General features: G+C 58.7%; 21 protein-coding genes. 15 read left to right on the top strand and 6 right to left on the bottom strand.

Annotated elements, in window-relative coordinates; translation table 11 throughout:
* Positions 1 to 42 precede the first annotated feature (42 nt).
* A complete protein-coding gene (gene rlmM / locus AC3ISI_RS19505; protein WP_223511694.1) occupies positions 43 to 1,116 on the top strand; it encodes a 23S rRNA (cytidine(2498)-2'-O)-methyltransferase RlmM in 1,074 nt (357 codons plus the stop codon).
* Between the two features lie 192 nt (positions 1,117 to 1,308).
* Positions 1,309 to 1,560, top strand: coding sequence for a sulfurtransferase TusA (tusA, locus tag AC3ISI_RS19500; protein WP_489333386.1), 252 nt, complete (start codon positions 1,309 to 1,311; stop codon positions 1,558 to 1,560).
* Here the strand turns inward: tusA and AC3ISI_RS19495 are convergent.
* The gene (locus AC3ISI_RS19495) at positions 1,557 to 2,966 is read right to left on the bottom strand and encodes an MATE family efflux transporter (protein ID WP_489333385.1); all 1,410 of its coding nucleotides are present in this window, start codon (positions 2,964 to 2,966) and stop codon (positions 1,557 to 1,559) included. The two genes, tusA and AC3ISI_RS19495, sit on opposite strands and share 4 nt — an antisense overlap.
* 220 nt (positions 2,967 to 3,186) lie before the next feature.
* On the opposite strand from AC3ISI_RS19495, the gene pdxB reads away from it, so the two are divergent.
* Positions 3,187 to 4,329: a 4-phosphoerythronate dehydrogenase PdxB gene (pdxB, locus tag AC3ISI_RS19490; protein WP_489333384.1), complete on the top strand. Its 1,143-nt coding sequence runs from the start codon at positions 3,187 to 3,189 to the stop codon at positions 4,327 to 4,329.
* 185 nt (positions 4,330 to 4,514) lie between these two features.
* Here pdxB and AC3ISI_RS19485 read toward each other — a convergent pair whose 3' ends face one another.
* Positions 4,515 to 4,694: a PA1571 family protein gene (locus tag AC3ISI_RS19485; protein ID WP_489333383.1), complete on the bottom strand. Its 180-nt coding sequence runs from the start codon at positions 4,692 to 4,694 to the stop codon at positions 4,515 to 4,517.
* Positions 4,695 to 4,950: 256 nt separating this feature from the next.
* On the opposite strand from AC3ISI_RS19485, the gene AC3ISI_RS19480 reads away from it, so the two are divergent.
* Entirely contained in the window at positions 4,951 to 6,729 is a 1,779-nt protein-coding gene (locus AC3ISI_RS19480; RefSeq protein WP_489333382.1) for an ABC transporter transmembrane domain-containing protein, read from the top strand.
* 85 nt (positions 6,730 to 6,814) lie between these two features.
* On the opposite strand, the gene AC3ISI_RS19475 is transcribed toward AC3ISI_RS19480, so the two are convergent.
* Complete coding sequence (locus tag AC3ISI_RS19475) at positions 6,815 to 8,743, bottom strand: transglycosylase SLT domain-containing protein (protein ID WP_489333381.1); 1,929 nt, start codon at positions 8,741 to 8,743, stop codon at positions 6,815 to 6,817.
* 213 nt (positions 8,744 to 8,956) lie between these two features.
* Here AC3ISI_RS19475 and AC3ISI_RS19470 point away from each other — a divergent pair, with 213 nt between their 5' ends.
* Positions 8,957 to 10,876, top strand: coding sequence for an ATP-binding cassette domain-containing protein (locus AC3ISI_RS19470; RefSeq protein WP_489333380.1), 1,920 nt, complete (start codon positions 8,957 to 8,959; stop codon positions 10,874 to 10,876).
* Positions 10,877 to 11,067: 191 nt separating this feature from the next.
* On the opposite strand, the gene AC3ISI_RS19465 is transcribed toward AC3ISI_RS19470, so the two are convergent.
* Entirely contained in the window at positions 11,068 to 11,505 is a 438-nt protein-coding gene (locus AC3ISI_RS19465; RefSeq protein ID WP_489333379.1) for a universal stress protein, read from the bottom strand.
* Positions 11,506 to 11,609: 104 nt separating this feature from the next.
* On the opposite strand from AC3ISI_RS19465, the gene AC3ISI_RS19460 reads away from it, so the two are divergent.
* The 7 genes from AC3ISI_RS19460 (at position 11,610) to AC3ISI_RS19430 (ending at position 20,107) form a co-directional block, all read left to right on the top strand.
* On the top strand, positions 11,610 to 12,047 hold the full coding sequence (locus AC3ISI_RS19460) for a hypothetical protein (protein WP_489333378.1): 438 nt from the start codon (positions 11,610 to 11,612) through the stop codon (positions 12,045 to 12,047).
* Between the two features lie 537 nt (positions 12,048 to 12,584).
* Positions 12,585 to 14,732 carry a fatty acid oxidation complex subunit alpha FadB gene (fadB, locus tag AC3ISI_RS19455; RefSeq protein WP_489333377.1) on the top strand — a complete coding sequence of 716 codons (2,148 nt, stop codon included), beginning with the start codon at positions 12,585 to 12,587 and terminating at the stop codon, positions 14,730 to 14,732.
* A gap of 29 nt (positions 14,733 to 14,761) precedes the next feature.
* The gene (gene fadA, locus AC3ISI_RS19450) at positions 14,762 to 15,937 is read left to right on the top strand and encodes an acetyl-CoA C-acyltransferase FadA (protein WP_489333376.1); all 1,176 of its coding nucleotides are present in this window, start codon (positions 14,762 to 14,764) and stop codon (positions 15,935 to 15,937) included.
* 98 nt (positions 15,938 to 16,035) lie between these two features.
* A complete protein-coding gene (locus tag AC3ISI_RS19445; protein ID WP_489333375.1) occupies positions 16,036 to 16,266 on the top strand; it encodes a DUF1653 domain-containing protein in 231 nt (76 codons plus the stop codon).
* A gap of 120 nt (positions 16,267 to 16,386) precedes the next feature.
* Positions 16,387 to 19,014 (top strand): type I DNA topoisomerase, encoded by a 2,628-nt coding sequence (gene topA / locus AC3ISI_RS19440; RefSeq protein ID WP_489333374.1) that lies wholly within the window; start codon positions 16,387 to 16,389, stop codon positions 19,012 to 19,014.
* Between the two features lie 182 nt (positions 19,015 to 19,196).
* A complete protein-coding gene (locus AC3ISI_RS19435) occupies positions 19,197 to 19,721 on the top strand; it encodes a DUF6586 family protein (protein ID WP_489333373.1) in 525 nt (174 codons plus the stop codon).
* Positions 19,722 to 19,873: 152 nt separating this feature from the next.
* Positions 19,874 to 20,107, top strand: coding sequence for a hypothetical protein (locus AC3ISI_RS19430; protein ID WP_007944145.1), 234 nt, complete (start codon positions 19,874 to 19,876; stop codon positions 20,105 to 20,107).
* A 94-nt stretch (positions 20,108 to 20,201) separates the two neighbouring features.
* Here AC3ISI_RS19430 and sulA read toward each other — a convergent pair whose 3' ends face one another.
* Positions 20,202 to 20,675 carry an SOS-induced cell division inhibitor SulA gene (gene sulA / locus AC3ISI_RS19425; RefSeq protein ID WP_489333372.1) on the bottom strand — a complete coding sequence of 158 codons (474 nt, stop codon included), beginning with the start codon at positions 20,673 to 20,675 and terminating at the stop codon, positions 20,202 to 20,204.
* 10 nt (positions 20,676 to 20,685) lie between these two features.
* Positions 20,686 to 21,294, bottom strand: coding sequence for a transcriptional repressor LexA (lexA, locus tag AC3ISI_RS19420; protein WP_007944149.1), 609 nt, complete (start codon positions 21,292 to 21,294; stop codon positions 20,686 to 20,688).
* Between the two features lie 229 nt (positions 21,295 to 21,523).
* Here lexA and AC3ISI_RS19415 point away from each other — a divergent pair, with 229 nt between their 5' ends.
* The 3 genes from AC3ISI_RS19415 (at position 21,524) to AC3ISI_RS19405 (ending at position 24,150) form a co-directional block, all read left to right on the top strand.
* Entirely contained in the window at positions 21,524 to 22,231 is a 708-nt protein-coding gene (locus AC3ISI_RS19415) for a TetR/AcrR family transcriptional regulator (protein ID WP_489333371.1), read from the top strand.
* Positions 22,232 to 22,401: 170 nt separating this feature from the next.
* Positions 22,402 to 23,400 (top strand): beta-N-acetylhexosaminidase, encoded by a 999-nt coding sequence (gene nagZ, locus AC3ISI_RS19410; RefSeq protein ID WP_489337754.1) that lies wholly within the window; start codon positions 22,402 to 22,404, stop codon positions 23,398 to 23,400.
* 12 nt (positions 23,401 to 23,412) lie between these two features.
* Positions 23,413 to 24,150, top strand: a complete 738-nt coding sequence (locus AC3ISI_RS19405; protein WP_489333370.1) for an S-methyl-5'-thioinosine phosphorylase — start codon at positions 23,413 to 23,415, stop codon at positions 24,148 to 24,150.
* Positions 24,151 to 24,179 lie beyond the last annotated feature (29 nt).

The raw sequence follows: 24,179 nt of genomic DNA, 5'->3' as shown, positions 1-24,179 counted from the left end.
CGCGCAGTGGTTGAATGTCTCGCCATCTGCTCAGGAGTAAAAATGAACACCCTCTTTATGCATTGCCGGCCGGGCTTCGAAGGCGAAGTCTGTTCCGAGATTGCCGAACACGCTGCCCGCCTGAACGTGGCCGGTTATGCCAAGGCCAAAACCGCCAGCGCCTGCGCCGAGTTCATTTGCACCGAAGAAGACGGCGCCGAGCGGCTGATGCGTGGCCAGCGTTTCGCCGATCTGATCTTCCCGCGCCAATGGGCGCGCGGGATCTTCATCGATCTGCCGGAAACCGACCGCATCAGCGTGATCCTCGCGCACATGGCGGACTTTCCGCTGTGCGGCAGCCTCTGGCTGGAAATGGTCGACACCAATGATGGCAAAGAGCTGTCGAACTTCTGCAAGAAGTTTGAAGGTCACCTGCGCAAGGCGCTGATGGCCGCCGGCAAACTGGTGGAAGATGCACACAAGCCGCGTCTGCTGCTGACGTTCAAGAGTGGTCGTGAAGTTTTCATGGGCCTGGCCGAGTCGAATAACTCGGCGATGTGGCCGATGGGCATTCCACGCCTCAAGTTCCCGCGTGAGGCGCCAAGCCGTTCGACGCTGAAACTGGAAGAAGCCTGGCATCACTTCATCCCGCGTGACCAGTGGGATGAGCGTCTGCACAGTGACATGACCGGCGTTGACTTGGGGGCGGCACCCGGCGGCTGGACTTGGCAATTGGTCAATCGCGGCATGCTGGTGACGGCCATCGACAACGGCCCGATGGCTGAGAGCCTGATGGACACCGGTTTGGTACAACACTTGATGGCGGACGGTTTCACCTTCAAGCCCCGGCAGCCGGTGGACTGGATGGTCTGCGACATCGTCGAAAAACCGGCACGTAACGCCGCGATGCTGGAAGAGTGGATTGGTGAGGGGCATTGCCGGGAAGCGGTGGTCAACCTCAAACTGCCGATGAAACAGCGTTATGCCGAAGTGAAACGTTTGCTGGAACGCATCGCCGACGGCTTCAAGGAGCGCGGCATTCGGGTCGAAATCGGCTGCAAGCAGCTGTATCACGACCGTGAAGAAGTGACGTGCCACCTGCGTCGGCTGGACGTAAAGAAACCCAAGTCTCGCTGAAACACTGATATCCCTTGTAGGAGCTGGCTTGCCAGCGAACGCATCAACACGGTTCTACGTCAAACCGAGTCGCCTGCATCGCGGGCAAGCCCGGCTCCCACAAAAAGCCTGCAACCACAGGTACGGTGTCCGCCACAGATGACGTTTAACCCGGCAATGCGCGACAATGCCGGCCAGTTTCAGGAGTTAATCATGAGTGAAATGCTTGATACGCCGGTAGACGGCACCCTCGACGCCACCGGCCTCAACTGCCCGGAACCGGTGATGATGTTGCACCAGCACATCCGTGACCTGGTGCCCGGCGGCCTGCTCAAGGTGATTGCGACCGACCCGTCGACCCGTCGCGACATTCCCAAGTTCTGCGTGTTTCTGGACCACGAACTGGTGGCGCAGCACGAGGAGGCAGGCACCTACCTGTACTGGATCCGCAAGAAACTCGTTTAACCCGCCGAATGACTGATGCGAATCCGCTTGCGTGCACTGCGCGCCAAGCGGATCGACAGCATCAGCGCCGCGCAGCTCAAGCCCACGATCAAGCCTTGCCACAGCCCGCTCGGGCCGCTTGGCGCGCCGAGCCAATCGGTCAGGCCCAGCGCGTAACCCACCGGCAAACCAATGCCCCAGTAAGCGAACAGGGTCAGGATCATCGTTACCCGCGTGTCCTGATAGCCGCGCAATGCACCACCCGCCGTCACCTGGATGGCATCGGAAAACTGGAACAGTGCCGAGTACACGATGAGCATCGCGGCCACTCGAATCACCGTCGGGTCAGCCGTGTAGATCGCTGCAATCGGCTCACGCAACATCAGCATCAAGCTCGCGGACAGGCAGGCATAAGCCAACGCCGTGCCCATGCCGACACCGGCAGCAAAACGTGCCTCGCGTGGCTCCTGACGGCCGAGGGCCTGGCCGACCCGCACGGTCACGGCCATGCCGAGGGAGTAAGGGATCATGAACACCAGCGAACTGAAGTTCAGGGCGATCTGATGCCCGGCCACCACCGTGGCGCCGAGGCTGCCGATGAGCAGCGCAATCACCGCAAAGATGCTCGACTCGGCGAACACCGCGATGCCGATCGGCAGGCCGATGCCCAGCAAGCGTTTGATCACCGACCATTGCGGCCAGTCAAAACGGCTGAACAACTGACTCGACTGATAAGCCGGTGCCCAGCGTTCCCAGCCGGCCATGCCCAATGCCATTACCCACATCACAATCGCCGTGGCCCAGCCGCAGCCGACACCGCCCATGGCCGGTACACCGAAGTGGCCATAGATGAAGATGTAATTCAGTGGAATGTTCAACGCCAGCCCGCACAGGCCCAGCACCATCGCCGGACGCGTACGGCCCAGGCCATCACTGAAACAACGCAATACATGGTAGAAGGCGACGGCGGGCAAGCCGCTGGCGATGCCGTGGAGGTACTGCATGCACGGGCCGATCAATTCGGGATCGACCTTCATGAAGTGCAGGATTGGCTCGGCGCTAAACAACATGCCAGTCGCCATCAAACCCACTACCAGGGCCAGCCACAGTGCCTGGCGCACAATCGGGCCGATTTCACTGTGGGTGCCGGCGCCAAAACGCTGGGCGACTTTTGGCGTGGTGGCCAGCAAGGTGCCGGTCATCAGCAGAAACACCGGCACCCAGATTGAGTTGCCCAGCGCGACCGCCGCCAGATCGCGAGGCCCGACCCGGCCCGCCATCACCGCATCGACGAACCCCATGGCGGTGGTGGCCAGTTGCGCGATCATGATCGGCAGCGCCAGGGTGAGCAGGTTTTTCAGCTCAAGGCGAACCCGGGCCGGGCGGGTGAGGGCGGTAGCGGCAGTGCGGTGAGTCACGGAATTCAAAGGCGAAACGTCCAAAGGTGTTAATGCGCAAGGCAGCGCATTCTACGCGCTGACGCAGCGGTCAGGAAAAGTCCTGTGTTAGGGATTTGTAATCGTGTTTCGCACGTTACGACATTCTTTGTGGCGAGGGGGCAGTGTTCCAGGCTAAGGGCTCTGCAATGCTCGCTGGCTCACAAAGGTCATCTGCGCCTACACTGCCGATCCGCCAAAGGAGCCTGCCATGCTGATTGTTGCTGACGAAAATATCCCGCTACTCGATGCCTTCTTCTCAGGTTTCGGCGAAATCCGCCGGGTGCCGGGGCGTTCCATCGACCGCGCCACCGTCGAACATGCCGATGTGCTGCTGGTCCGTTCAGTGACCAACGTCAATCGTGCCTTGCTCGAAGGTAGCAACGTGCGTTTTGTCGGCACTTGCACCATCGGCACTGATCACCTGGACCTGGATTACTTTCAACAACATGCAATCACCTGGTCCAGCGCACCCGGCTGCAATGCCCGGGGCGTTGTCGATTATGTGCTCGGCAGCCTGCTGACCCTGGCTGAAATCGAAGGCGCTGACCTGACTCAACGCACGTATGGCGTGGTCGGTGCCGGCCAAGTCGGTGGTCGTCTCGTCAAAGCCCTACAAGGCCTTGGCTGGAAAGTGCTGGTGTGTGATCCGCCCCGGCAGGCGGCGCAAGGCGGTGATTTTGTCAGCCTCGAACAGATCATTGAGCAGTGCGACGTTATCAGTCTGCACACCCCTTTAAAGAAGCACGGCGCGCAGTCCACCTGGCATCTGTTCGATAAAAAACGTTTGAGCCAGCTCAAGCCTGGCGCGTGGCTGATCAATGCCAGTCGTGGCCCGGTGGTCGATAACGCCGCCCTGCGCCAGGTACTGCTTGAGCGCGAAGACCTGCAAGCGGTACTCGACGTTTGGGAGGGCGAGCCTGAGGTCGACGTGGCGCTGGCTGAGTTGTGTGTGCTGGCGACGCCGCACATTGCCGGTTACAGCCTTGAAGGGAGGCAGCGCGGGACGGCGCAAATTTATCAGGCGTACTGCGATTTTCTCGGGCGACCGGCCGAGGTGAGCCTCAGTGATTTGCTGCCGGCACCGTGGTTGTCGCACGTGACTCTGCATGCGCAGACTGATCCGGCGTGGGCGTTGGCCATGCTGTGCCGTGGGGTGTACGACCCGCGCCGTGACGATGCGGATTTTCGGCGCAGTCTGGTAGGTAGCGTGAGCGAGCAGCGTGCGGCGTTTGATGCGCTGCGCAAGCATTATCCGAAGCGACGGGAGATTGATGGGTTGCAGGTGCGGATTGAGGGGGAGTCGGCTGAGTTGCAGAGGATTGTGGCGGCGCTGGGGGCGTCGGCCGTATAGAGACCGAGTCGGCCCCAATCGCTGGCAAGCCAGGCTCCCACAGGTTTGAGTCGTCCGCTAGTTTGGATGGACGACCCAAATTCTGTGGGAGCGCGGCTTGCCCGCGATAGGGTGCGCAGCACCCTCAAAAATCGCCCATAAAAAACCCGGCCCACCAAGGCCGGGTCAAGAAGACGGTGGCTATATCACTTTTGTTCGGCAGGCTGGACCAATCGCTGTTCCAGTTCGCGGCAAGCACACTGGATCATTTCTTCAGTGATCGGTACTTCACGCCCATCGGCATCGATAATCGAGCAACCCAGAGACTGGTTTGGCTGAGTGCGGATCACTTGAATCTTGTCTTCGCTGCTGTTTTGCAAGGACATGGCCTGTCTCCTCATCAGGTTGTTGTGCCTACTTTAAATCCGCCAGGTGACCGGGCTATGACAACTCCCTGCGATCTTTCCCAAGCGGTAATGTCAGTCCAACAGAAATTTAAAAACCTTGCCACCCGGACTTTAGACCAATAGCGTCTAGAGACTAGTCGTCGAGGTGATAATTAACCTGACTCGTTGTGATTTACAGGGTTCCGTGTCTGACGGTGTAGGCTGGCCCTTTCATTGGCGTACCTGGATAACTGCGATGCTCTCTGCCCGTCACCGCCGCGCGATCCGCCTGACCCTGCGTTTTCTTGCGCCCTATCGCTGGCAAGCCTTTAGCGCCTTGCTCGCGTTGGTTGTCACCGCTGGCATCACCTTGTCGATGGGACAGGGCATTCGCCTGCTGGTAGATCAGGGGTTCATGACCCAGTCGCCGCACTTGCTCAATCAATCCATCGGCTTGTTCATGGTGCTGGTGGTGGGACTGGCGATCGGCACCTTCGCGCGTTTTTATCTGGTGTCGTGGATCGGCGAACGCGTGGTCGCGGACATCCGCCGACAAGTGTTCAACCACCTTGTCTACCTGCACCCGGGCTTCTACGAAAACAATCGCAGCTCCGAGATCCAGTCGCGGCTGACCGCCGACACCACCCTGCTGCAATCGGTGATCGGCTCTTCGTTGTCGTTGTTTTTGCGCAATTTGCTGATGGTCATCGGAGGGATTGTGCTGCTGTTTATCACCAATCCCAAACTCACCAGCATCGTGGTCGTCGCCTTGCCGTTGGTCATCGCCCCGATCCTTATTTTCGGCCGCCGGGTACGCAACCTGTCGCGCCTCAGTCAGGACCGGATCGCTGATATCGGCAGCTACGTCTCCGAAACCCTCAGCCAGATCAAGACCGTGCAGGCCTACAACCATCAGGTTCAGGATGAGCAGCGTTTTGCCGTGACGGTGGAAGAAGCGTTCAACACCGCGCGTAAACGCATCTTCCAACGCGCCTGGCTGATCACGCTGGTGATCGTGCTGGTGCTGGGCGCGGTGGGCGTCATGCTGTGGGTCGGTGGCATGGATGTGATTGCCGGGCGGATCTCGGCCGGTGAACTGGCGGCGTTTGTCTTCTACAGCCTGATCGTCGGCAGCGCCTTCGGCACCTTGAGCGAAGTGATCGGCGAGCTGCAGCGAGCAGCGGGCGCAGCCGAGCGTATTGCCGAATTACTGCGTTCGGAAAACATCATCCAAGCGCCGACCACCGGTCTGGTGACCTTGCCGGAGCGGGTGAAGGGCGGTCTGGTTTTGCAAGACGTGCGTTTTTCCTACCCCTCTCGGCCGGAAAGCTACGCCGTCGATGGCTTGAGTCTGACCATTAATGCGGGTGAAACTCTCGCGCTGGTGGGGCCCTCCGGAGCCGGAAAATCCACGGTGTATGACCTGCTCCTGCGCTTTTATGATCCGTCCGCCGGACAGATTCTGCTCGATGGTGTGCCGTTGACTCATCTTGATCCGCTCGATCTGCGCCGCTGCTTCGCATTGGTCTCGCAGAACCCGGCGCTGTTCTTCGGCAGCATCGAAGAGAACATCCGCTACGGTAACCCGAGCGCCACCCTGGGCCAGGTTCAGGAAGCGGCAAAAATCGCCTACGCACACGACTTCATCGAGCAAATGCCCAACGGTTACCAGACGCATCTGGGCGACGGTGGACTCGGTCTGTCCGGCGGTCAGCGCCAACGCCTGGCCATCGCCCGGGCGTTGTTGGTGGATGCGCCGATCCTGTTGCTCGACGAAGCCACCAGCGCCCTCGATGCCCAGAGCGAACACCTGATCCAGCAGGCCCTGCCAAGCCTGATGAAAAACCGCACCACACTGGTCATCGCCCACCGTTTGGCCACCGTGAAAAACGCTGACCGGATAGCGGTGATGGATCAGGGGAAACTGGTGGCGGTGGGGACGCATCAGGCGTTGATTGCGAGCAATGCATTGTATGCAAGGCTGGCGGCGTTGCAGTTTAGTGGCGGCAAGGCTGAACTCGGTCTCCATTTGTAAACGCTATGTAGGAGCTGTCGAGTGAAACGAGGCCGCGATATTTTGAATGCGACCTCGTTCGACATCTCCTGCACAGCATTACCGCTCACTGATCGTCAAAATACCGCTCATGCCAATCCACCAGCGGCTGTGGCGAGTTGAGCTTCTGGCCGTAAATTACCGAATACGACAGCACGTTCTGCACATACTGACGGGTTTCATCGAACGGGATGCTTTCCACCCAGACGTCGAAGCTCAGGTGGTTTGCGCCGCGCAGCCATTGGCGCACGCGGCCCGGGCCGGCGTTGTAGGCGGCGGAGGCGAGGACGCGGTTGCCGTTGAACTGGGCGTGGACCTGGCTCAGGTACGCGGCACCCAGTTGGATGTTTTTGTCCGGGTCCAGCACTTGCTGCGGCGAAGCCAGCGGGATGCTGAACTTGCGCGCGGTTTCCTTGGCGGTGGCGGGCATCAATTGCATCAGGCCGCTGGCGCCGACGCCGGAGCGGGCGTCGTCCATGAAGGCGCTTTCCTGGCGAGTGATGGCGAACACCCAGCTTGGATGCAGGCCACGGATCTTGGCCTCACGGACCAGCGTTTCGCGGTGGGCCATTGGGAAGCGGATGTCCAGATCGTCCCAGTACTGTGCCTGGCTGATGGTGCGGATCGCCGGGAAATACCATTTCAGGTCATAGGCCAGTTTTGCCTGGGCGACCATTTCGTCACGGCTGAAGTGTCGGCTGACGTGATACCACTCGCGGCGACCATCGACGATCTGCCCGCGTGCGTGGAATTCCAGGGCGCGACGAACGCCCGGTGTATTGCGCACTTTGTTGATCAGCGCCTGGCTCAACACCAGCGGTTTATTGACCAGCGAATACGGGGACTGCGAACGATCAGCCGCGAGGAAACCATAGAAGTCACGCTCGTGAGCGAGGTTTTTATAAAGTGTTTGTACTTCCGTGCTCTGTGGCTGGGCCAGTTCAAGGCTGCGGGCCTGCCAGTAGCGCCAGCGATTGGTGGTCGCCAGGTCCTGCGGCAAGCGTCGGGTCAACTGATAGGCATCGTCCCAACGGGCCAGGCGCAACAACAACCGCAGGCGCCATTCGGAGACGGTGTTGTCGCGCAGTTCCGGGTCGTACTGGGTCATCACATCCAGTGCGCGGCTGTCGTAACGTCGTGCGAGGGTCAGTCCGATTTCACGGGCGATCGCCACTTTTTCATCGCGAGAGAAGTGCATGCTGCTGGCATAACCGTCGAGCAGGGCCATCGCCCTGTCCGGATCTTGTTTGGCCAGGCGGCGCAGGCCGAGGCTGACCACGTCGGACATCGGCTCGTCAGCCGGGGTGAAGCGCGAAGGCTGGTTGAGCAGTTCGGGCTTTTGCGCCACGTCGATCAGCAGCCGACCGCGCGGGGCGAGGGTGGTCAGGCCGTTCACGAGGCTGTTGGCCAGCGGGTAATTGCGCGCCTGGGCAGCGAGCTTGAGGCGCTCCCAGCGTTTTTGCTCGGTCAGTTGACCTTCGCCAGCCCATAGCACGAACAGCGCGTCGCACGCTTCCGGCTGGGATTTGCCGGTCAGCCACAGTTTGTTGGCGTTGGCATTTCCCTCGGTCTTTTGGTTGTGGGTGAGTTGGTACTGCGCATTCAGGCAGTCCAGTTCGGTGAAGTTGAGCTTGGGGTCGTAATATTTGACGAAGGTCGCCCAGTCGCCACGCTCGGCCAGCCAGCGCAGCCAACGCAATTTCATCCAGTTGGCTTGCGGCAGGTCACCGTGTTCGGCGAGGAACTTCTCGATTTCGGCATTGCTTGCGGTTTTCAGGCGAGCGGTCAACTCGTCATAGGCGAGGTACGGTTCCAGCGGATAATCACTGAGGGCCTGGCTGTAACGAAAATAAGGACCGGAATCGCCCTTGGCCAACGCACGCTTGGCTTCATCGTAATACTGACGTTGGGTGGACAAGTCCACTGCCTGGGCTGACTGAAAGGCAGTGGCAGAAAGAAGCAGGCAAGACAAAAGACTGAAAAGGCGACTGCGCATGAGACATCCGGGCAGAGAAATCATGACAAGTGCGGGCATTGCCCGCACTGAATTATCTGTAGCTTAGCCTTTTGCCAGCAACGGGCGAAAGCTTTGCAGGCCTGTCGGTATAAGTTCGCAACTTTTGTTATGCAGAGTGCTTCGAGAGTGAAATTGCCGGCCTTCTGAAGCCTCAAGTCAGGTAGAATGCGCGCCCGGTTTTTGGAGAAGCTCATGACCCTGCTCAAATTCAGCGATGTGTCCCTTGCTTTCGGCGCTATGCCGTTGTTGGACAAGGTGTCCTGGCAGATCGCCCGTGGTGAGCGGGTGTGCATCATCGGCCGCAATGGCACTGGCAAGTCCAGCATGATGAAGCTCGTCAAGGGCGACCAGAAGCCCGATGACGGCTCCGTTTGGCGCGCACCCGGCCTCAAGATTGGCGAATTGCCGCAAGAATTGCCGGTAGCCGACGAGCGGACCGTGTTCGACGTGGTTGCCGAAGGCCTGGACGGTGTGGGCGAGTTGCTCGCGCAGTATCACCACCTGAGCCAGAACATCGTCACCGACGCCGATCTGGACAAGCTGATGCACGTCCAGCACGACCTCGAAGCCCGCGATGGCTGGCGTTTGCAGCAACTGGTCGACAGCACGTTGAGCCGTCTGCAGTTGCCGGCCGACAAGACCCTCGCCGAATTGTCCGGCGGCTGGCGTCGTCGCGTCCTGCTGGCTCAGGCGCTGGTTTCCGAGCCGGACTTGCTGCTGCTCGACGAACCGACCAACCACCTGGACATCGGTGCAATCGCCTGGCTCGAAGAAGCGCTGAAGGATTTCCAGGGCGCCGTGCTGTTCATCACGCACGACCGTTCATTCCTGCAAAACCTCGCGACCCGCATCCTCGAACTGGATCGTGGCGGCCTGATCGACTGGAACGGCGACTACGCCAGTTTCCTCGTGCACAAAGAAGCGTCGCTGGCCGCTGAAGAAACCGCCAACGCGCTGTTCGACAAAAAGCTGGCCCAGGAAGAAGTCTGGATCCGCCAGGGCATCAAGGCCCGTCGCACCCGTAACGAAGGCCGCGTCCGCGCATTGAAAGCCTTGCGCGTAGAGCGCAGCGAACGACGCGAGCGCACCGGCAAGGCCAACATTCAACTGGACACGGCTGACAAATCCGGCAAGCAGGTGATGGTCCTCGAGAACGTGAGCTTCGCTCACCCGGGTGGCCCGTTCCTGATCAAGGATTTCTCGATGGTCCTGACGCGCGGCGACCGTATCGGTCTGCTCGGCGCCAACGGTACCGGCAAGACCACGCTGCTGAAGCTGATGCTCAGCGGTCTGCAGCCTACCAGCGGCAAAGTGGAAGAGGGAACGCGCATCGACGTGGCCTACTTCGACCAGTTGCGCCATCAGTTGGACCTGGAGAAGACCGTCATCGACAACGTCGCCGAAGGTCGCGACTTCATCGATATCGATGGTCAGAGCCGTCACGTGCTGAGCTACCTCGGCGACTTCCTGTTCAGCCCACAGCGTGCCCGCACGCCGGTCAAGGCGCTGTCCGGTGGTGAGCGTGCCCGTCTGTTGCTGGCCAAACTGTTCAGCAAGCCGGCGAACCTGCTGGTCCTCGACGAACCGACCAACGACCTCGACGTTGAAACCCTCGAACTGCTGGAAGAGGTGCTGCTGACCTTCAACGGCACCGTGCTGATGGTCAGCCACGACCGGGCATTCCTCGACAACGTGGTCACCAGCACCCTGGTCTTCGAGGGTGAAGGCAAGGTTCGTGAATACGTCGGTGGTTATCAGGACTGGCTGCGTCAGGGCGGTTCTCCACGCCTGCTGGGCGTGACCGAGAGCAAATCCGGCAAAGCCGACCTGACCTCCGCCGTTGTCACCGCTGAAGCTGCGCCGGTTGTAGCTGCTGTTGAAGCGCCAGTGGCGAAGAAGAAGCTCAGCTACAAGTTGCAGCGTGAGTTGGAAATGTTGCCGGGTCAGATTGAAGCCATGGAACAGCAGATTGCTGCAGTTGAAGCGCAAATGGCTGATGCCTGTTTCTATCAGCGACCTGCTGCCGAAACCGCTGCTGTGATTGCTCAGTTGGAGCAGTTGCAGGCTGAACTCGACGTGATGGTCGAGCGTTGGGCCGAGCTGGATGCCTGATTGATCCAGTAACAAAAAAGCCCGGCGTTCAGAGATGAACGCCGGGCTTTTCGTATGGAGTACGATCTACTGAACGCTGTAGATCTCCTGTAGGAGCCGAGCTTGCTCGCGAAGAGGCCCTGTCAGTCAATATCTATGGGACTGACAGGCCGCCATCGCGAGCAAGCTCGGCTCCTACAGGTTATGTGTTATCAGCTTTTGATCAGGCGTACCGCGAGCACGTCGCAAGGAGCGCCGTGCAACACGTCGTTGGCGGTCGACCCCAGTAGCAATGCCAAGCCGTGTCGACCATGGCTGCCCACTACGATCAGGTCGCATTCCTTCTCTTTGGCAAAGAGGTGGATCTCCTGGCGTGGCTGGCCATAGGTCAGGTGGCAGTTGGCGCTTTCGAGTTCCGTGTATTTGCGTTTCAAGTGCTCGAGACGCTCCTTGGCCTGATCGAACTGCTGTTGTTGCAGTTGTGACAGGTCCATGGGGACGTCGCCACCAAAGGCCATGGCCATTGGCTCGACAATGTGCACCAGGGATAACTTTGCCCCGTTGCTCACCGACAGCTCGCGAGCGCGGTGGATTACAGGGTCGCACTCTTCGGTTAGATCTACAGCGACCAGGATATGGTTGTAGGGCATGAGGTGCTCCTCCTGAGGATTGCAATATTGGTAAGTATGGCTGGTTTCAAGCGCAATGGTTTCAAAGTGACCCAAAGCGCTCATCAAGAATCGGGAGTACAGATATGACGGTCTGGATAGTGGTGTCAATCCTGCTGGTGGTGCTGAGTCCACTGGCATGGTTGCGACCGTCTCGTGGTCAGAGCGGGCGAATGGCCCTGCGCATGGAGGCGCGACGTATCGGCCTGGCCATGCAATTGGCGCCTCAAGAGTGGCCGCATTGGTTGAGTCAGGAGCCGCCGAGCCCTTGCGCGCAGTACCATCGGCCGCGCCGTGGCAATCAGCCGGCGTGCTGGAGTTACTGGCAAAAATCGCCCGGTGTGTGGGTGAATCAATGGCAGGAGGTTTGCGAGGACCGGGCGCTGCTCAATCATTTCGAAAAGTTGCCAGCCAACGTCTACAAGGTCGAGGCGGACAAGCAGATGATCACCCTGTATTGGGGGGAGAAGGGCGATGCTACGGTTTTGCAAGACATTGATGCAGTGCTGAAAGCGCTGGCGTAAGCCGAAAATATTTCGTGCTGCAATGGCACGAAATGACGCAGACAGACAATAAAAAGCCCGACATCATCATCGGGCTGGGGTTGGCCAGGCAGGCCGGTAATTCGTTGTAGGGCTGTTCTTACGCGGGGCGTTCGCCCAAAACGTTCATATTTTTTCTTCGGGTTCGTGCCAGCGTAGCTTGTTAAACGCGGGCTGCAGCGAATTAGGGCGAATTTTCTAACTATTGATTCTATGAATGACTTCACATGCATCTGCGTGTTGAAGATCTTCGCAGTACGGAAGTGACCGCAAAGTCGCGTTTCAACCCGTATTTTGGGCGATTGACAATTGTCGGAAATTCCGTGAAGGTGGCGTACCCAAATCAAACGGGCGTATGAATTGAGCGTTTGTATTTCAGACCGCTCCTACAGAATCCCGACTATCGCGTTGGAGGGTGTGCCGGGTGGATTGGCGTAGCATTGACGTTTAACGTCCTGTCCAGCCATTCGCCTGCGTCCGACGTGTACTGTTCAGCTTCCATATCGTGGAGATCAGTTGATGATTTACGAAGGTAAAGCCATCACGGTTAAGGCTCTTGAAAGTGGCATCGTCGAATTGAAATTCGACCTCAAGGGTGAGTCCGTCAACAAGTTCAACCGTCTAACCCTGAACGAACTGCGTCAGGCCGTAGACACCATCAAGGCAGATGCTTCGATCAAGGGCGTGATCGTCAGCAGTGGCAAGGACGTGTTCATCGTCGGCGCGGACATCACCGAATTTGTCGAAAACTTCAAGCTGCCTGATGCCGAGCTCGTTGCTGGCAATCTGGAAGCCAACAAGATTTTCAGCGATTTCGAAGACCTCAACGTCCCGACTGTCGCGGCAATCAACGGCATCGCCCTGGGTGGCGGTCTGGAAATGTGCCTGGCGGCGGACTACCGCGTCATGTCCACCAATGCAAAAATTGGTCTGCCGGAAGTCAAACTGGGCATCTACCCAGGCTTCGGCGGTACTGTGCGTCTGCCGCGCCTCATTGGTGCCGACAACGCCATCGAGTGGATTGCCGCCGGCAAGGAAAACCGTCCTGAAGACGCGTTGAAAGTTGGCGCAGTGGACGCAGTGGTTGCTCCTGATAAGTTGCAAGAAGCGGCCCTGGAACTGATCAAACGTGCCATCTCCGGCGAATTTGACTACAAGGCCAAGCGTCAACCGAAGCTGGAAAAGCTGAAGCTGAACGCCATCGAACAAATGATGGCTTTCGAAACCGCCAAAGGTTTCGTAGCTGGTCAGGCTGGCCCGAACTACCCGGCGCCGGTTGAAGCGATCAAAACCATCCAGAAAGCTGCGAACTTCGGTCGTGACAAGGCTCTGGAGGTCGAAGCAGCAGGTTTCGTCAAACTGGCCAAGACCTCTGCTGCGCAGAGCTTGATCGGTTTGTTCCTGAACGATCAGGAACTGAAGAAAAAGGCCAAGGCCTACGACGAAATCGCTAAAGACGTGAAGCAGGCTGCCGTATTGGGCGCCGGTATCATGGGTGGCGGTATCGCTTATCAGTCGGCCTCCAAAGGTACGCCGATCCTGATGAAGGACATCAACGAGCACGGCATCGAGCAAGGTCTGGCTGAAGCCGCCAAGCTGCTGGTCGGTCGCGTTGATAAAGGTCGCATGACCGCCGCGAAAATGGCTGAAGTGCTCAACGGCATTCGTCCGACCCTGTCCTACGGTGATTTCGGTCACGTGGATCTGGTGGTTGAAGCGGTCGTCGAGAACCCTAAGGTCAAGCAAGCCGTTCTGGCAGAAGTAGAAGACAAGGTCAAAGAGGACACCATCCTCGCGTCCAACACCTCGACCATTTCCATCACCTTGCTGGCCAAAGCCCTCAAACGCCCGGAAAACTTCGTCGGCATGCACTTCTTCAACCCGGTGCACATGATGCCGCTGGTTGAAGTGATTCGTGGCGAGAAGTCCAGCGAAGTGGCTGTTGCTACCACCGTTGCCTACGCCAAGAAAATGGGCAAGAACCCGATCGTCGTCAACGACTGCCCGGGCTTCCTGGTCAACCGCGTACTGTTCCCGTACTTCGGCGGTTTCGCCAAGCTGGTCAGCGCCGGTGTGGACTTCGTCCGCATCGACAAGATCATGGAAAAATTCGGCTGGCCGATGGGCCCGGCGTACCTGATGGACGTGGTCGGCATCGACACCGGTCACCACGGTCGTGACGTCATGGCTGAAGGCTTCCCGGATCGCATGAAAGACGACCGCCGTTCGGCTGTCGACGTGCTCTACGAAGCCAAGCGCCTGGGCCAGAAGAATGGCAAGGGCTTCTACGCCTACGAGACCGACAAGCGCGGCAAGCAGAAGAAAGTCGCCGATCCTTCGGTCCTGGAAGTGCTCAAGCCGATCGTTTACGAGCAGCGCGAAGTTACCGACGAAGACATCATCAACTGGATGATGATCCCGCTGTGCCTGGAAACCGTGCGTTGCCTGGAAGACGGCATTGTTGAAACCGCTGCCGAAGCCGACATGGGTCTGGTCTACGGTATTGGTTTCCCTCCATTCCGTGGCGGTGCACTGCGCTACATCGATTCGATCGGTGTTGCCGAGTTCGTTGCCCTGGCTGACCAGTACGCTGATTTGGGCGCGCTGTACCACCCGACCGAGAAGCTGCGCGAAATGGCCAAAAACGGCCAGAGCTTCTTCGGTTAAGTGCCCCCAACTAGAGTGAGAGTGAACTTATGAGCTTGAATCCTAGAGACGTCGTGATTGTCGACTTCGGTCGTACTCCGATGGGCCGCTCCAAGGGCGGCATGCATCGCAACACCCGCGCCGAAGACATGTCGGCGCACCTGATCAGCAAATTGCTGGAACGCAACGACAAGGTCGACCCGAGCGAAGTCGAAGACGTGATCTGGGGCTGTGTAAACCAGACCTTGGAGCAGGGCTGGAACATCGCCCGCATGGCGTCCCTGATGACTCAGATCCCGCACACCGCTGCCGGTCAGACCGTCAGCCGTCTGTGTGGCTCGTCGATGAGCGCACTGCACACTGCCGCGCAAGCGATCATGACCGGCAACGGTGACGTGTTCGTCGTCGGCGGCGTCGAGCACATGGGCCACGTGAGCATGATGCACGGTGTCGATCCGAACCCGCACATGTCCCTTTACGCGGCGAAAGCCTCGGGCATGATGGGCCTGACCGCTGAAATGCTGGGCAAAATGCACGGCATCACTCGCGAACAACAGGACGCTTTCGGCGTGCGCTCCCACCAGCTCGCTCATAAAGCGACGCTGGAGGGCAAGTTCAAAGACGAAATCATCCCGATGCAGGGCTATGATGAGAACGGTTTCCTGAAACTGTTCGACTACGACGAGACCATTCGTCCGGAAACCACCCTGGAAAGCCTGGCGGCTCTTAAGCCAGCGTTTAACCCGAAGGGCGGCACCGTGACAGCCGGTACCTCGTCGCAGATCACCGACGGTGCTTCGTGCATGATCGTGATGTCGGCGCAGCGTGCACAGGACTTGGGCATCCAGCCTATGGCGGTGATTCGTTCGATGGCAGTGGCAGGTGTGGATCCGGCAATCATGGGCTATGGTCCAGTACCGGCTACACAAAAAGCACTGAAGCGCGCGGGCCTTGGTATTAACGATATCGACTTCTTCGAGCTCAACGAAGCTTTCGCCGCACAGGCTCTGCCAGTGCTGAAAGATTTGAAAGTACTCGACAAGATGAACGAGAAGGTTAACCTGCACGGCGGCGCGATCGCCCTGGGTCACCCGTTCGGTTGCTCCGGTGCACGTATCTCCGGCACGCTGTTGAACGTGATGAAGCAAAATGGCGGCACCTTCGGGGTGGCTACCATGTGCATTGGTCTCGGCCAAGGCATCTCCACCGTCTTCGAACGCGTTTAAGCGTTCCGTTGACGGAAGCCGGGGCCAAGTGCCCCGGTTTTTGTTTTTCTAAATTTATTTTGTTTTTATTTTGAAAAGATTTGAGTGAGGGCCAAAGCATGCCGATACAACCTGGGCTCTACGAACATTACAAAGGTCCGCAGTACCGCGTATTCGCTGTTGCGCGGCATTCGGAAACCGAAGAAGAAGTGGTCTTCTACCAAGCCCTGTATGGCGATTACGGCTTTTGGGTGCGTCCCTTGAGCATGTTCCTGGAGTCGGTCGAAGTTGACGGCGAACAGGTGCCGCGCTTTGCTTTGGTGCAAGTCGAACCGAGCGTTTTTCCGTAGCCATAAGGGGAGTGCGCGCAGAACCCTGCGCTTGACCTCACCTTGTAGCCACTATATATAGCGGTGCCGCGTCAGGCGCCAACCGCCTTTCACTTCTAGAATTCAGGAATTTTCTGATCCATGGGCAAATCGCTGGTCATTGTGGAATCCCCGGCTAAGGCCAAGACCATCAACAAGTATCTGGGTAACCAATACGTGGTGAAGTCGAGTATCGGCCATATCCGAGACCTGCCCACCAGCGGTTCGGCTAGCGCCAGCAAAGAGCCAGCCGCCAAGCGCGGCAAGGCCGCCGCGGGTGAAGGTCCGGTGCTCACGCCGAAAGAGAAAGCGCGCAAGCAGCTGGTCTCGCGCATGGGTGTCGATCCCGATCATGGCTGGAAAGCCAAGTACGAGATCCTCCCAGGCAAGGAAAAAGTCATCGAAGAGCTGCGCCGGCTCGCCAAAGATGCTGACACCATCTATCTCGCAACCGACTTGGATCGCGAGGGGGAAGCCATTGCCTGGCACCTGCGCGAAGCCATCGGTGGTGACGACAGCCGGTACAAACGCGTGGTGTTCAACGAAATCACCAAGAAGGCGATTCAAGAAGCCTTCTCCAAGCCGGGCGAGCTGGACATCGACCGTGTAAACGCCCAGCAGGCGCGTCGTTTCCTCGACCGCGTTGTGGGCTACATGGTTTCGCCGCTGTTGTGGGCCAAGATCGCCCGTGGTCTGTCCGCCGGTCGTGTGCAGTCGGTGGCGGTAAAGCTGGTCGTTGAGCGCGAACGTGAAATTCGTGCGTTCAACCCGGAAGAATACTGGGAAGTTCACGCTGACCTCGGCACTGCCAAGGGTGCGACTGTGCGCTTTGATGTGGCTCGCGAGAAAGGCGAAGCCTTCAAGCCGCTCAACGAAACCCAGGCCATGGCCGCGCTGGAAAAGCTCAAGGCTTCCAGCTACAGCATCGTCAAGCGTGAAGACAAGCCGACTAGCAGCAAGCCGTCGGCCCCGTTCATCACCTCCACGTTGCAACAGGCTGCGAGCAACCGCTTGGGCTTTGGCGTGAAGAAAACCATGATGATGGCCCAGCGTCTGTATGAAGCCGGCTACATCACTTACATGCGTACCGACTCCACCAACCTCTCGGCCGATGCCGTGACAATGGCGCGCACTTATATTGAAGGCGAGTTCGGCAAGAAGTACCTGCCGGAAACCCCGAACGTCTACAGCAGCAAGGAAGGCGCACAAGAGGCTCACGAAGCGATTCGTCCTTCTGATGCCAACACCGAGCCAAGCAAGCTGTCGGGCATGGAACGTGATGCTGAGCGCCTCTACGAGCTGATCTGGCGCCAGTTCCTCGCTTGCCAGATGCTGCCGGCGCAATACCTGTCGACCACGGTCACCGTCGGTGCTGGCGATTTTGAGCTGCGCGCCAAGGGCCGCATCCTGAAGTTCGACGGTTACACCCGCGTCATGCCGCAAATTACCAAGCCGGGCGATGATGATGTGCTGCCGGACATGGCCCAGGGCGACGCGATGAAGCTGATCAAGCTTGATCCGACCCAGCACTTCACCAAGCCACCTGCGCGCTACTCGGAAGCGAGCCTGGTTAAAGAAATGGAAAAACGCGGTATCGGTCGTCCTTCGACCTACGCAGCGATCATTTCGACCATCCAGGACCGCGGCTATGTCGCGCTGCACAACCGTCGTTTCTATTCGGAAAAGATGGGCGACATCGTTACCGAGCGTCTGTCCGAGAGTTTCTCCAATCTCATGGACTACGGTTTCACCGCCGGCATGGAAGAGAACCTCGATGACGTGGCCCAGGGCGAGCGCGACTGGAAAAACGTGCTGGACGAGTTCTACGGTGACTTCAAGAAAAAGCTCGAAGTAGCCGAAAGCGCGGAAAACGGCATGCGCGCCAACCAGCCAGTCATGACCGACATTCCGTGTCTGACCTGTGGCCGTCCGATGCAGATTCGTACGGCCTCGACGGGCGTGTTCCTCGGTTGCTCGGGCTACAGCCTGCCGCCGAAAGAGCGTTGCAAGGCCACCGTCAATCTGGTGCCGGGTGATGAAATCGCCGCGGACGACGAAGGTGAATCGGAGTCGCTGGTTCTGCGTGGCAAGCACCGCTGCCCGATCTGCAGCACGGCGATGGACGCGTACCTGCTCGACGAGAAGCGCAAGCTGCACATCTGCGGTAATAACCCGGATTGCTCTGGCTACGAAATCGAAGAGGGCACCTATCGCATCAAAGGCTATGAAGGTCCGAGCCTGGAGTGTGACAAGTGCGGCAGCGAGATGCAGCTCAAGACCGGTCGTTTCGGCAAGTTCTTCGGTTGCACCAACGCGACGTGCAAGAACACTCGCAAGCTGCTGAAGAGTGGTGACGCGGCGCCGCCGAAAATGGACCCGGTGAAGATGCCTGAGCTGAAATGCGAAAAGGTCAACGACACCTACATCCTGCGCGACGGTGCCTCCGGCTTGTTCCTGGCAGCGAGCCAATTCCCGAAAAATCGCGAGACCCGTGCTCCGCTGGTCATGGAAATTGTGCCGCACAAGGACGAGATCGATCCGAAGTACCACTTCCTCTGCGAAGCGCCGAAGAAAGATCCGGACGGTCTCCCTGCGGTAATCCGTTATAGCCGCAAGACCAAAGAGCAGTATGTACAGACAGAAGTCGACGGTAAGCCGACTGGCTGGAAAGCGTACTACGACGGCGGCAAGTGGAAGGTTGAAGACAAGCGTCCGGCTGCAAAGGCTTAAAAGGATAGTGGGCCGACTCCGTCGGCCAGCGGGAGCAAGCTCCCTCGCCGCAGGCAAAAGGCCGCGTGACAACCTTCGGGTTTTCATGCGGCCTTTTTGTTTTGTGCTTGCGGGAGGTCTAGGTGATCCACGACACTGTCTGACCTGCGTGAAGCAATTATTTCGTTGTGGAGGCTGCCGTCATGGCCCACGAACTCTATACCCGTACCAATCAGAAGATTTATTTCGCCGGCCTGTCGCTGGAAGCGCTCGCCAGAGCCGAAGAGGGGCGGGCAATGAACTCTCTGGCGCTGATCCAGGCGGGTCGCGAATCGGCGTTGTTTCACCTGTACGGTGCCCTGCTAGGGCTGTGTCATGAAATCGCCGGGTTCTATCGCTTGCCTCAGGCCAATGCTCCTCGGGCTGAGTTGTTGCTGACCCGCGAAGTCCTCGAAGCCATCGCCATTCCTGAAATGGCTGAGATGGTCGAGCTCGCACACAACCCTGAAACCTGGCTGGCCAAGTTGTTGGCAGCCCATTCGGCGCTGTTTCAACCTCCCCGCATCCCGCATAAACCTAAAGGCGACGTGACTCAGCCGCTGATCCTGGCCGTTAATCTGGATGAAGAAGAGGCGTCTGCAGAGTTAAGCCGGGAAGAGTTGGAAAGCTGGCGTCAGAACCTCAAGGGATTGGCGATCCGGTTTCGCGAAGGGTTGAACGAGTGCTGAAGGATTAAGCGGTAAGTCGGATGCCCCGGTGGGGTATCCGCTCATGGATGAGTGCAAAAAGATATTTCCTTATGATGACATCTGGTCAAGTTGCCGAGCGAAGCCTGACCGATGCCTATATAATCCCCGCCTTTCGTGGAGAACAAACCTTTATGCCAACGTCCTTTCTAGAAATTGTCGAGTTACCAGACGGCCGTATCGAGCTGCGCAGGGCCGAGGACGAGGGTTCTCTGGTTACTTTGGATTTCTCCGAAGATGCTAAAGCATTCCTGCAAGGTCAGTACGTGGAAGTCGCCAAGGCGATGTTGAGCGTCGGCGTTCAGATGGCAGGACGCCTGGTTGAAGGCGAGTTTGATAAGGATCAGGGATCTCGCGTCCTTCATTGATCCCGCCCGTCGGCTTTTTACGAGTATCGCTTCATGTCGGCTTCTCTATCCTCGGAGAAGCCTCGCGTAGATCAAAGCGCGCATTGTTTCTCAGCTAACCCAATCGAATATTCAAGCTCTGTGCGTCCCCAATTCGGGCGGCGCTGATCAACTGTTGCCGTGAAGTCGTGTTCAAGGGGTTGAGCCAGCTGACCACCGTGTGGCTGCGGCCCAGGCGTAAGGCTTCGCAAGTCAATTGTTGGGCGCTCTGGGTGCCGCGAGGTTGAAGCAGCAGAATGCGTTCGCGGTTAAGACCGGCGTCCCGTAGCCAGGCCTGGGTCAGGCTTGCTGGTGGGGCAATCAATGTCAGCCAGCGTGCATCCTGGTCCTGACTCAGCTCCCTGAGAATCGGTGCCAGAAGGTTCAGGCAGCTCCCGGCTGCACCACGTAGCGACAGCTCACTGAAGACTTCGGGTTCGGCGCTCCATGGCGACTCTACTACGTCTTTCAGAATCGGCGTCAGGGGGTGCGCCATGAACGCCTCGAACAGCGGCAGTTGGGCTTGCAGTGATGGGTGTGGGAACTGCATAAAGCCTCCTTTAGCGGCGAATCACGCCGACGCTCAAGCCTTCAATCACCAGTTCCTGATCTTTCAGGTTCACTTCGATAGGGGCAAATTCAGGGTTTTCGGCAATCAACCAGACCTTGCTGCCATCTCGCTTGAAGCGCTTTACCGTCACTTCGTCGCCGATTCGCGCGACTACGATCTGGCCGTTACGGGCTTCACGCGTGGTGTGCACGGCCAGCAGGTCTCCATCGAAAATACCGACATCTTTCATGCTCATGCCATGCACGCGCAGTAAGTAGTCGGCACGTGGATGGAAGAAAGCAGGGTTGATGTTGCAGGACTCTTCGATGTGCTGTTGGGCCAGAATGGGAGCGCCGGCAGCCACTCGACCAATGATTGGGAGGGTGGACTCGTCGGCCTTGGCTTCAAAGCCTGGAATGCGAATGCCTCGGGAAGCGCCCGGGGTCATCTCGATGGCGCCTTTGCGGGCCAGCGCCTTCAGGTGTTCTTCTGCCGCGTTGGGCGACTTGAAACCCAGTTCCTGGGCGATTTCCGCACGGGTCGGCGGGTAGCCGTTGTCTTCGAGGCAGCGTTTGATGAAGGCCAGAATCTCTGCTTGGCGTGGCGTCAGCTTTAGCATTTTGATCGCTCTGTCTTTTTATACAGTGACTGGGATTATATACAGTGAAAGCATCTTGGCAATGCCCCTTTTTTTGCAGGCCGCCGGACGGTCTATCTGTCCACCGCTTGAAGCTTTGCCGTTGTGTGGTTAAATAGCTGACTGACCATTCCCAAAGCGAACGGCCAAGCTTGACAATACACAGGCTGAAACGTATGTTTCAAACAAGTGTTTGTCAGGCGGAGTAGCCATGGCCCAGTCGGAAACCGTTGAACGCATTCTCGATGCTGCCGAGCAGTTGTTCGCGGAAAAAGGTTTCGCTGAAACCTCATTGCGTCTGATCACCAGCAAGGCCGGTGTGAACTTGGCGGCGGTGAACTATCACTTCGGCTCCAAGAAGGCGTTGATTCAAGCCGTCTTTTCGCGATTCCTCGGGCCGTTCTGCATTAGCCTCGATAAAGAGCTGGAGCGGCGTCAGGCCAAGCCTGAAAACAAGCCGACTCTTGAAGAGCTGCTGGAGATCCTCGTCGAGCAAGCCCTTGTCGTGCAGCCGCGTAGCGGTAACGACCTGTCCATCTTTATGCGTCTGCTGGGTCTGGCGTTCAGTCAGAGTCAGGGCCACTTGCGTCGTTATCTGGAAGACATGTACGGCAAAGTGTTCCGCCGGTACATGATGCTGGTCAACGAAGCCGCGCCACGTATCCCTCCGATCGAGTTGTTCTGGCGCGTGCACTTCATGCTGGGTGCTGCGGCGTTCAGCATGTCGGGTATCAAGGCCCTGCGCGCGATTGCCGAGACCGATTTCGGCGTCAACACCTCCATTGAGCAGGTGATGCGCTTGATGGTGCCGTTCCTGGCGGCAGGCATGCGTGCTGAGACGGGCGTGACCGACACGACCATGGCCACCGCACAGCTGCGTCCACGTAGCAAGTCCGCCTCGGCTGCCGCCAAGGTTTAACCGCGCACGGGTGGGCGCGGCAGCTGACATCCGCTAAGCTAGCCGCCCATGCCGACTCTCGTTCTGAACCCGTCCCCCATTTGTATCGCTGACCCGCCGGGCATTGCCCAAGGCGGTGAATGCGCGTGGGCCGGGTTTCTCGTTCTCAAGGAATCTCTATGACTGCTGGCCTGCAAGGCTCGTTGATGGTGGACGTCGCCGGTACCTGGCTGACGGCCGAAGATCGCCAATTGTTGCGCCAGCCCGAAGTGGGCGGCTTGATCATCTTTGCCCGCAACATCGAAAATCCGCGCCAGGTGCGCGAGTTGAGCGCCGCGATTCGCGCTATTCGTCCCGATCTGTTACTGGCGGTGGACCAGGAAGGCGGCCGCGTTCAGCGTTTGCGCCAAGGCTTCGTCCGACTGCCAGCCATGCGCGCGATCGCTGACAATCCGAATGCCGAATACCTGGCTGAACAGTGTGGCTGGATCATGGCCACCGAAGTGCTGGCCGTCGGTCTCGACCTCAGTTTCGCCCCGGTGCTGGATCTGGATCATCAGCGCAGCGCTGTTGTCGGGACCCGTTCGTTCGAGGGTGATCCGGAGCGCGCAGCGCTGCTGGCCGGTGCATTCATCCGTGGCATGAACAGTGCCGGCATGGCCGCCACCGGCAAACATTTCCCCGGTCATGGCTGGGCTGAGGCGGATTCCCACGTCGCCATCCCGAATGACGAGCGCAGCCTCGACGAGATCCGCGCCAGTGACCTGGTGCCGTTCGCCAAACTGAGCAAACAACTGGCCGCCGTCATGCCGGCCCACGTTATTTACCCGCAAGTCGACGCCCAGCCTGCCGGCTTCTCCCGTCGCTGGTTGCAGGACATCCTGCGCGGCGAGCTGCAATTCGATGGCGTGATTTTCAGCGATGACCTGTCGATGGCCGGTGCCCACGTGGTCGGCGATGCCGCCAGCCGTATCGAAGCCGCGCTGACCGCCGGCTGTGACATGGGCCTGGTGTGCAACGACCGCGCCGCTGCAGAATTGGCGCTGAGCGCAGCCCAGCGCCTGAAGGTCAAGCCGTCCGAGCGAATCGCGCGAATGCGCGGCCAGTCATACGCGAATATCGAATACCGTCAAAACCCACGCTGGCTGTCCGCTGTCGGCGCGCTCAAAGACGCTCAACTGATCGAATAAGGACATTGCGTCATGACGGTTTACGCGATTATCGGAGGCACCGGCCTGACTCAACTGGCAGGCTTGAGAATCCGTCAATCGCTGGCCGTGGACACGCCTTACGGCGCACCCTCGGCTGAAGTGCAGATTGGTGAATACGCCGGCAAGGAAGTGCTGTTCCTCGCGCGTCACGGTCACCCGCACCGTTTTCCGCCGCATCAGGTGAACTACCGCGCGAACCTCTGGGCGTTGAAGCAGGCCGGCGCGGAAGCGATCCTCGCGGTCAACGCCGTGGGTGGAATTCATATGGCGATGGGCACCGGGCATTTCTGCGTGCCACATCAACTGATCGATTACACCAGCGGTCGCGAACACACCTATTTCGCCGATGACCTGGAACAGGTCACCCACATCGACTTCAGCTATCCCTACACTGAGTCGCTGCGTGAGCAGCTGATCGCGGCACTGGTGGCAGAGGGCGTGAGTTTTAGCGGCCATGGCGTTTATGCCTGTACCCAAGGCCCTCGGCTGGAAACCGTCGCTGAAATCGCGCGCCTTGAGCGTGACGGCTGCGACATCGTCGGCATGACCGGCATGCCGGAAGCGGCACTGGCGCGTGAACTGGAACTGGATTATGCGTGCCTGGCGCTGGTGGTGAACCCGGCGGCAGGCAAGTCGACGGCGGTGATTACCATGGCCGAGATTGAACAGGCGTTGCATGACGGGATGGGGAAGGTGAAGTCGACGTTGGCGCGGGTGCTAAAAGACTAAGTTTTACACAACCATCATTGATTCATTTT

This window comes from Pseudomonas sp. GL_139_B, from assembly GCF_057834475.1.
This window is presented reverse-complemented; position numbering and strand designations above follow the sequence as displayed.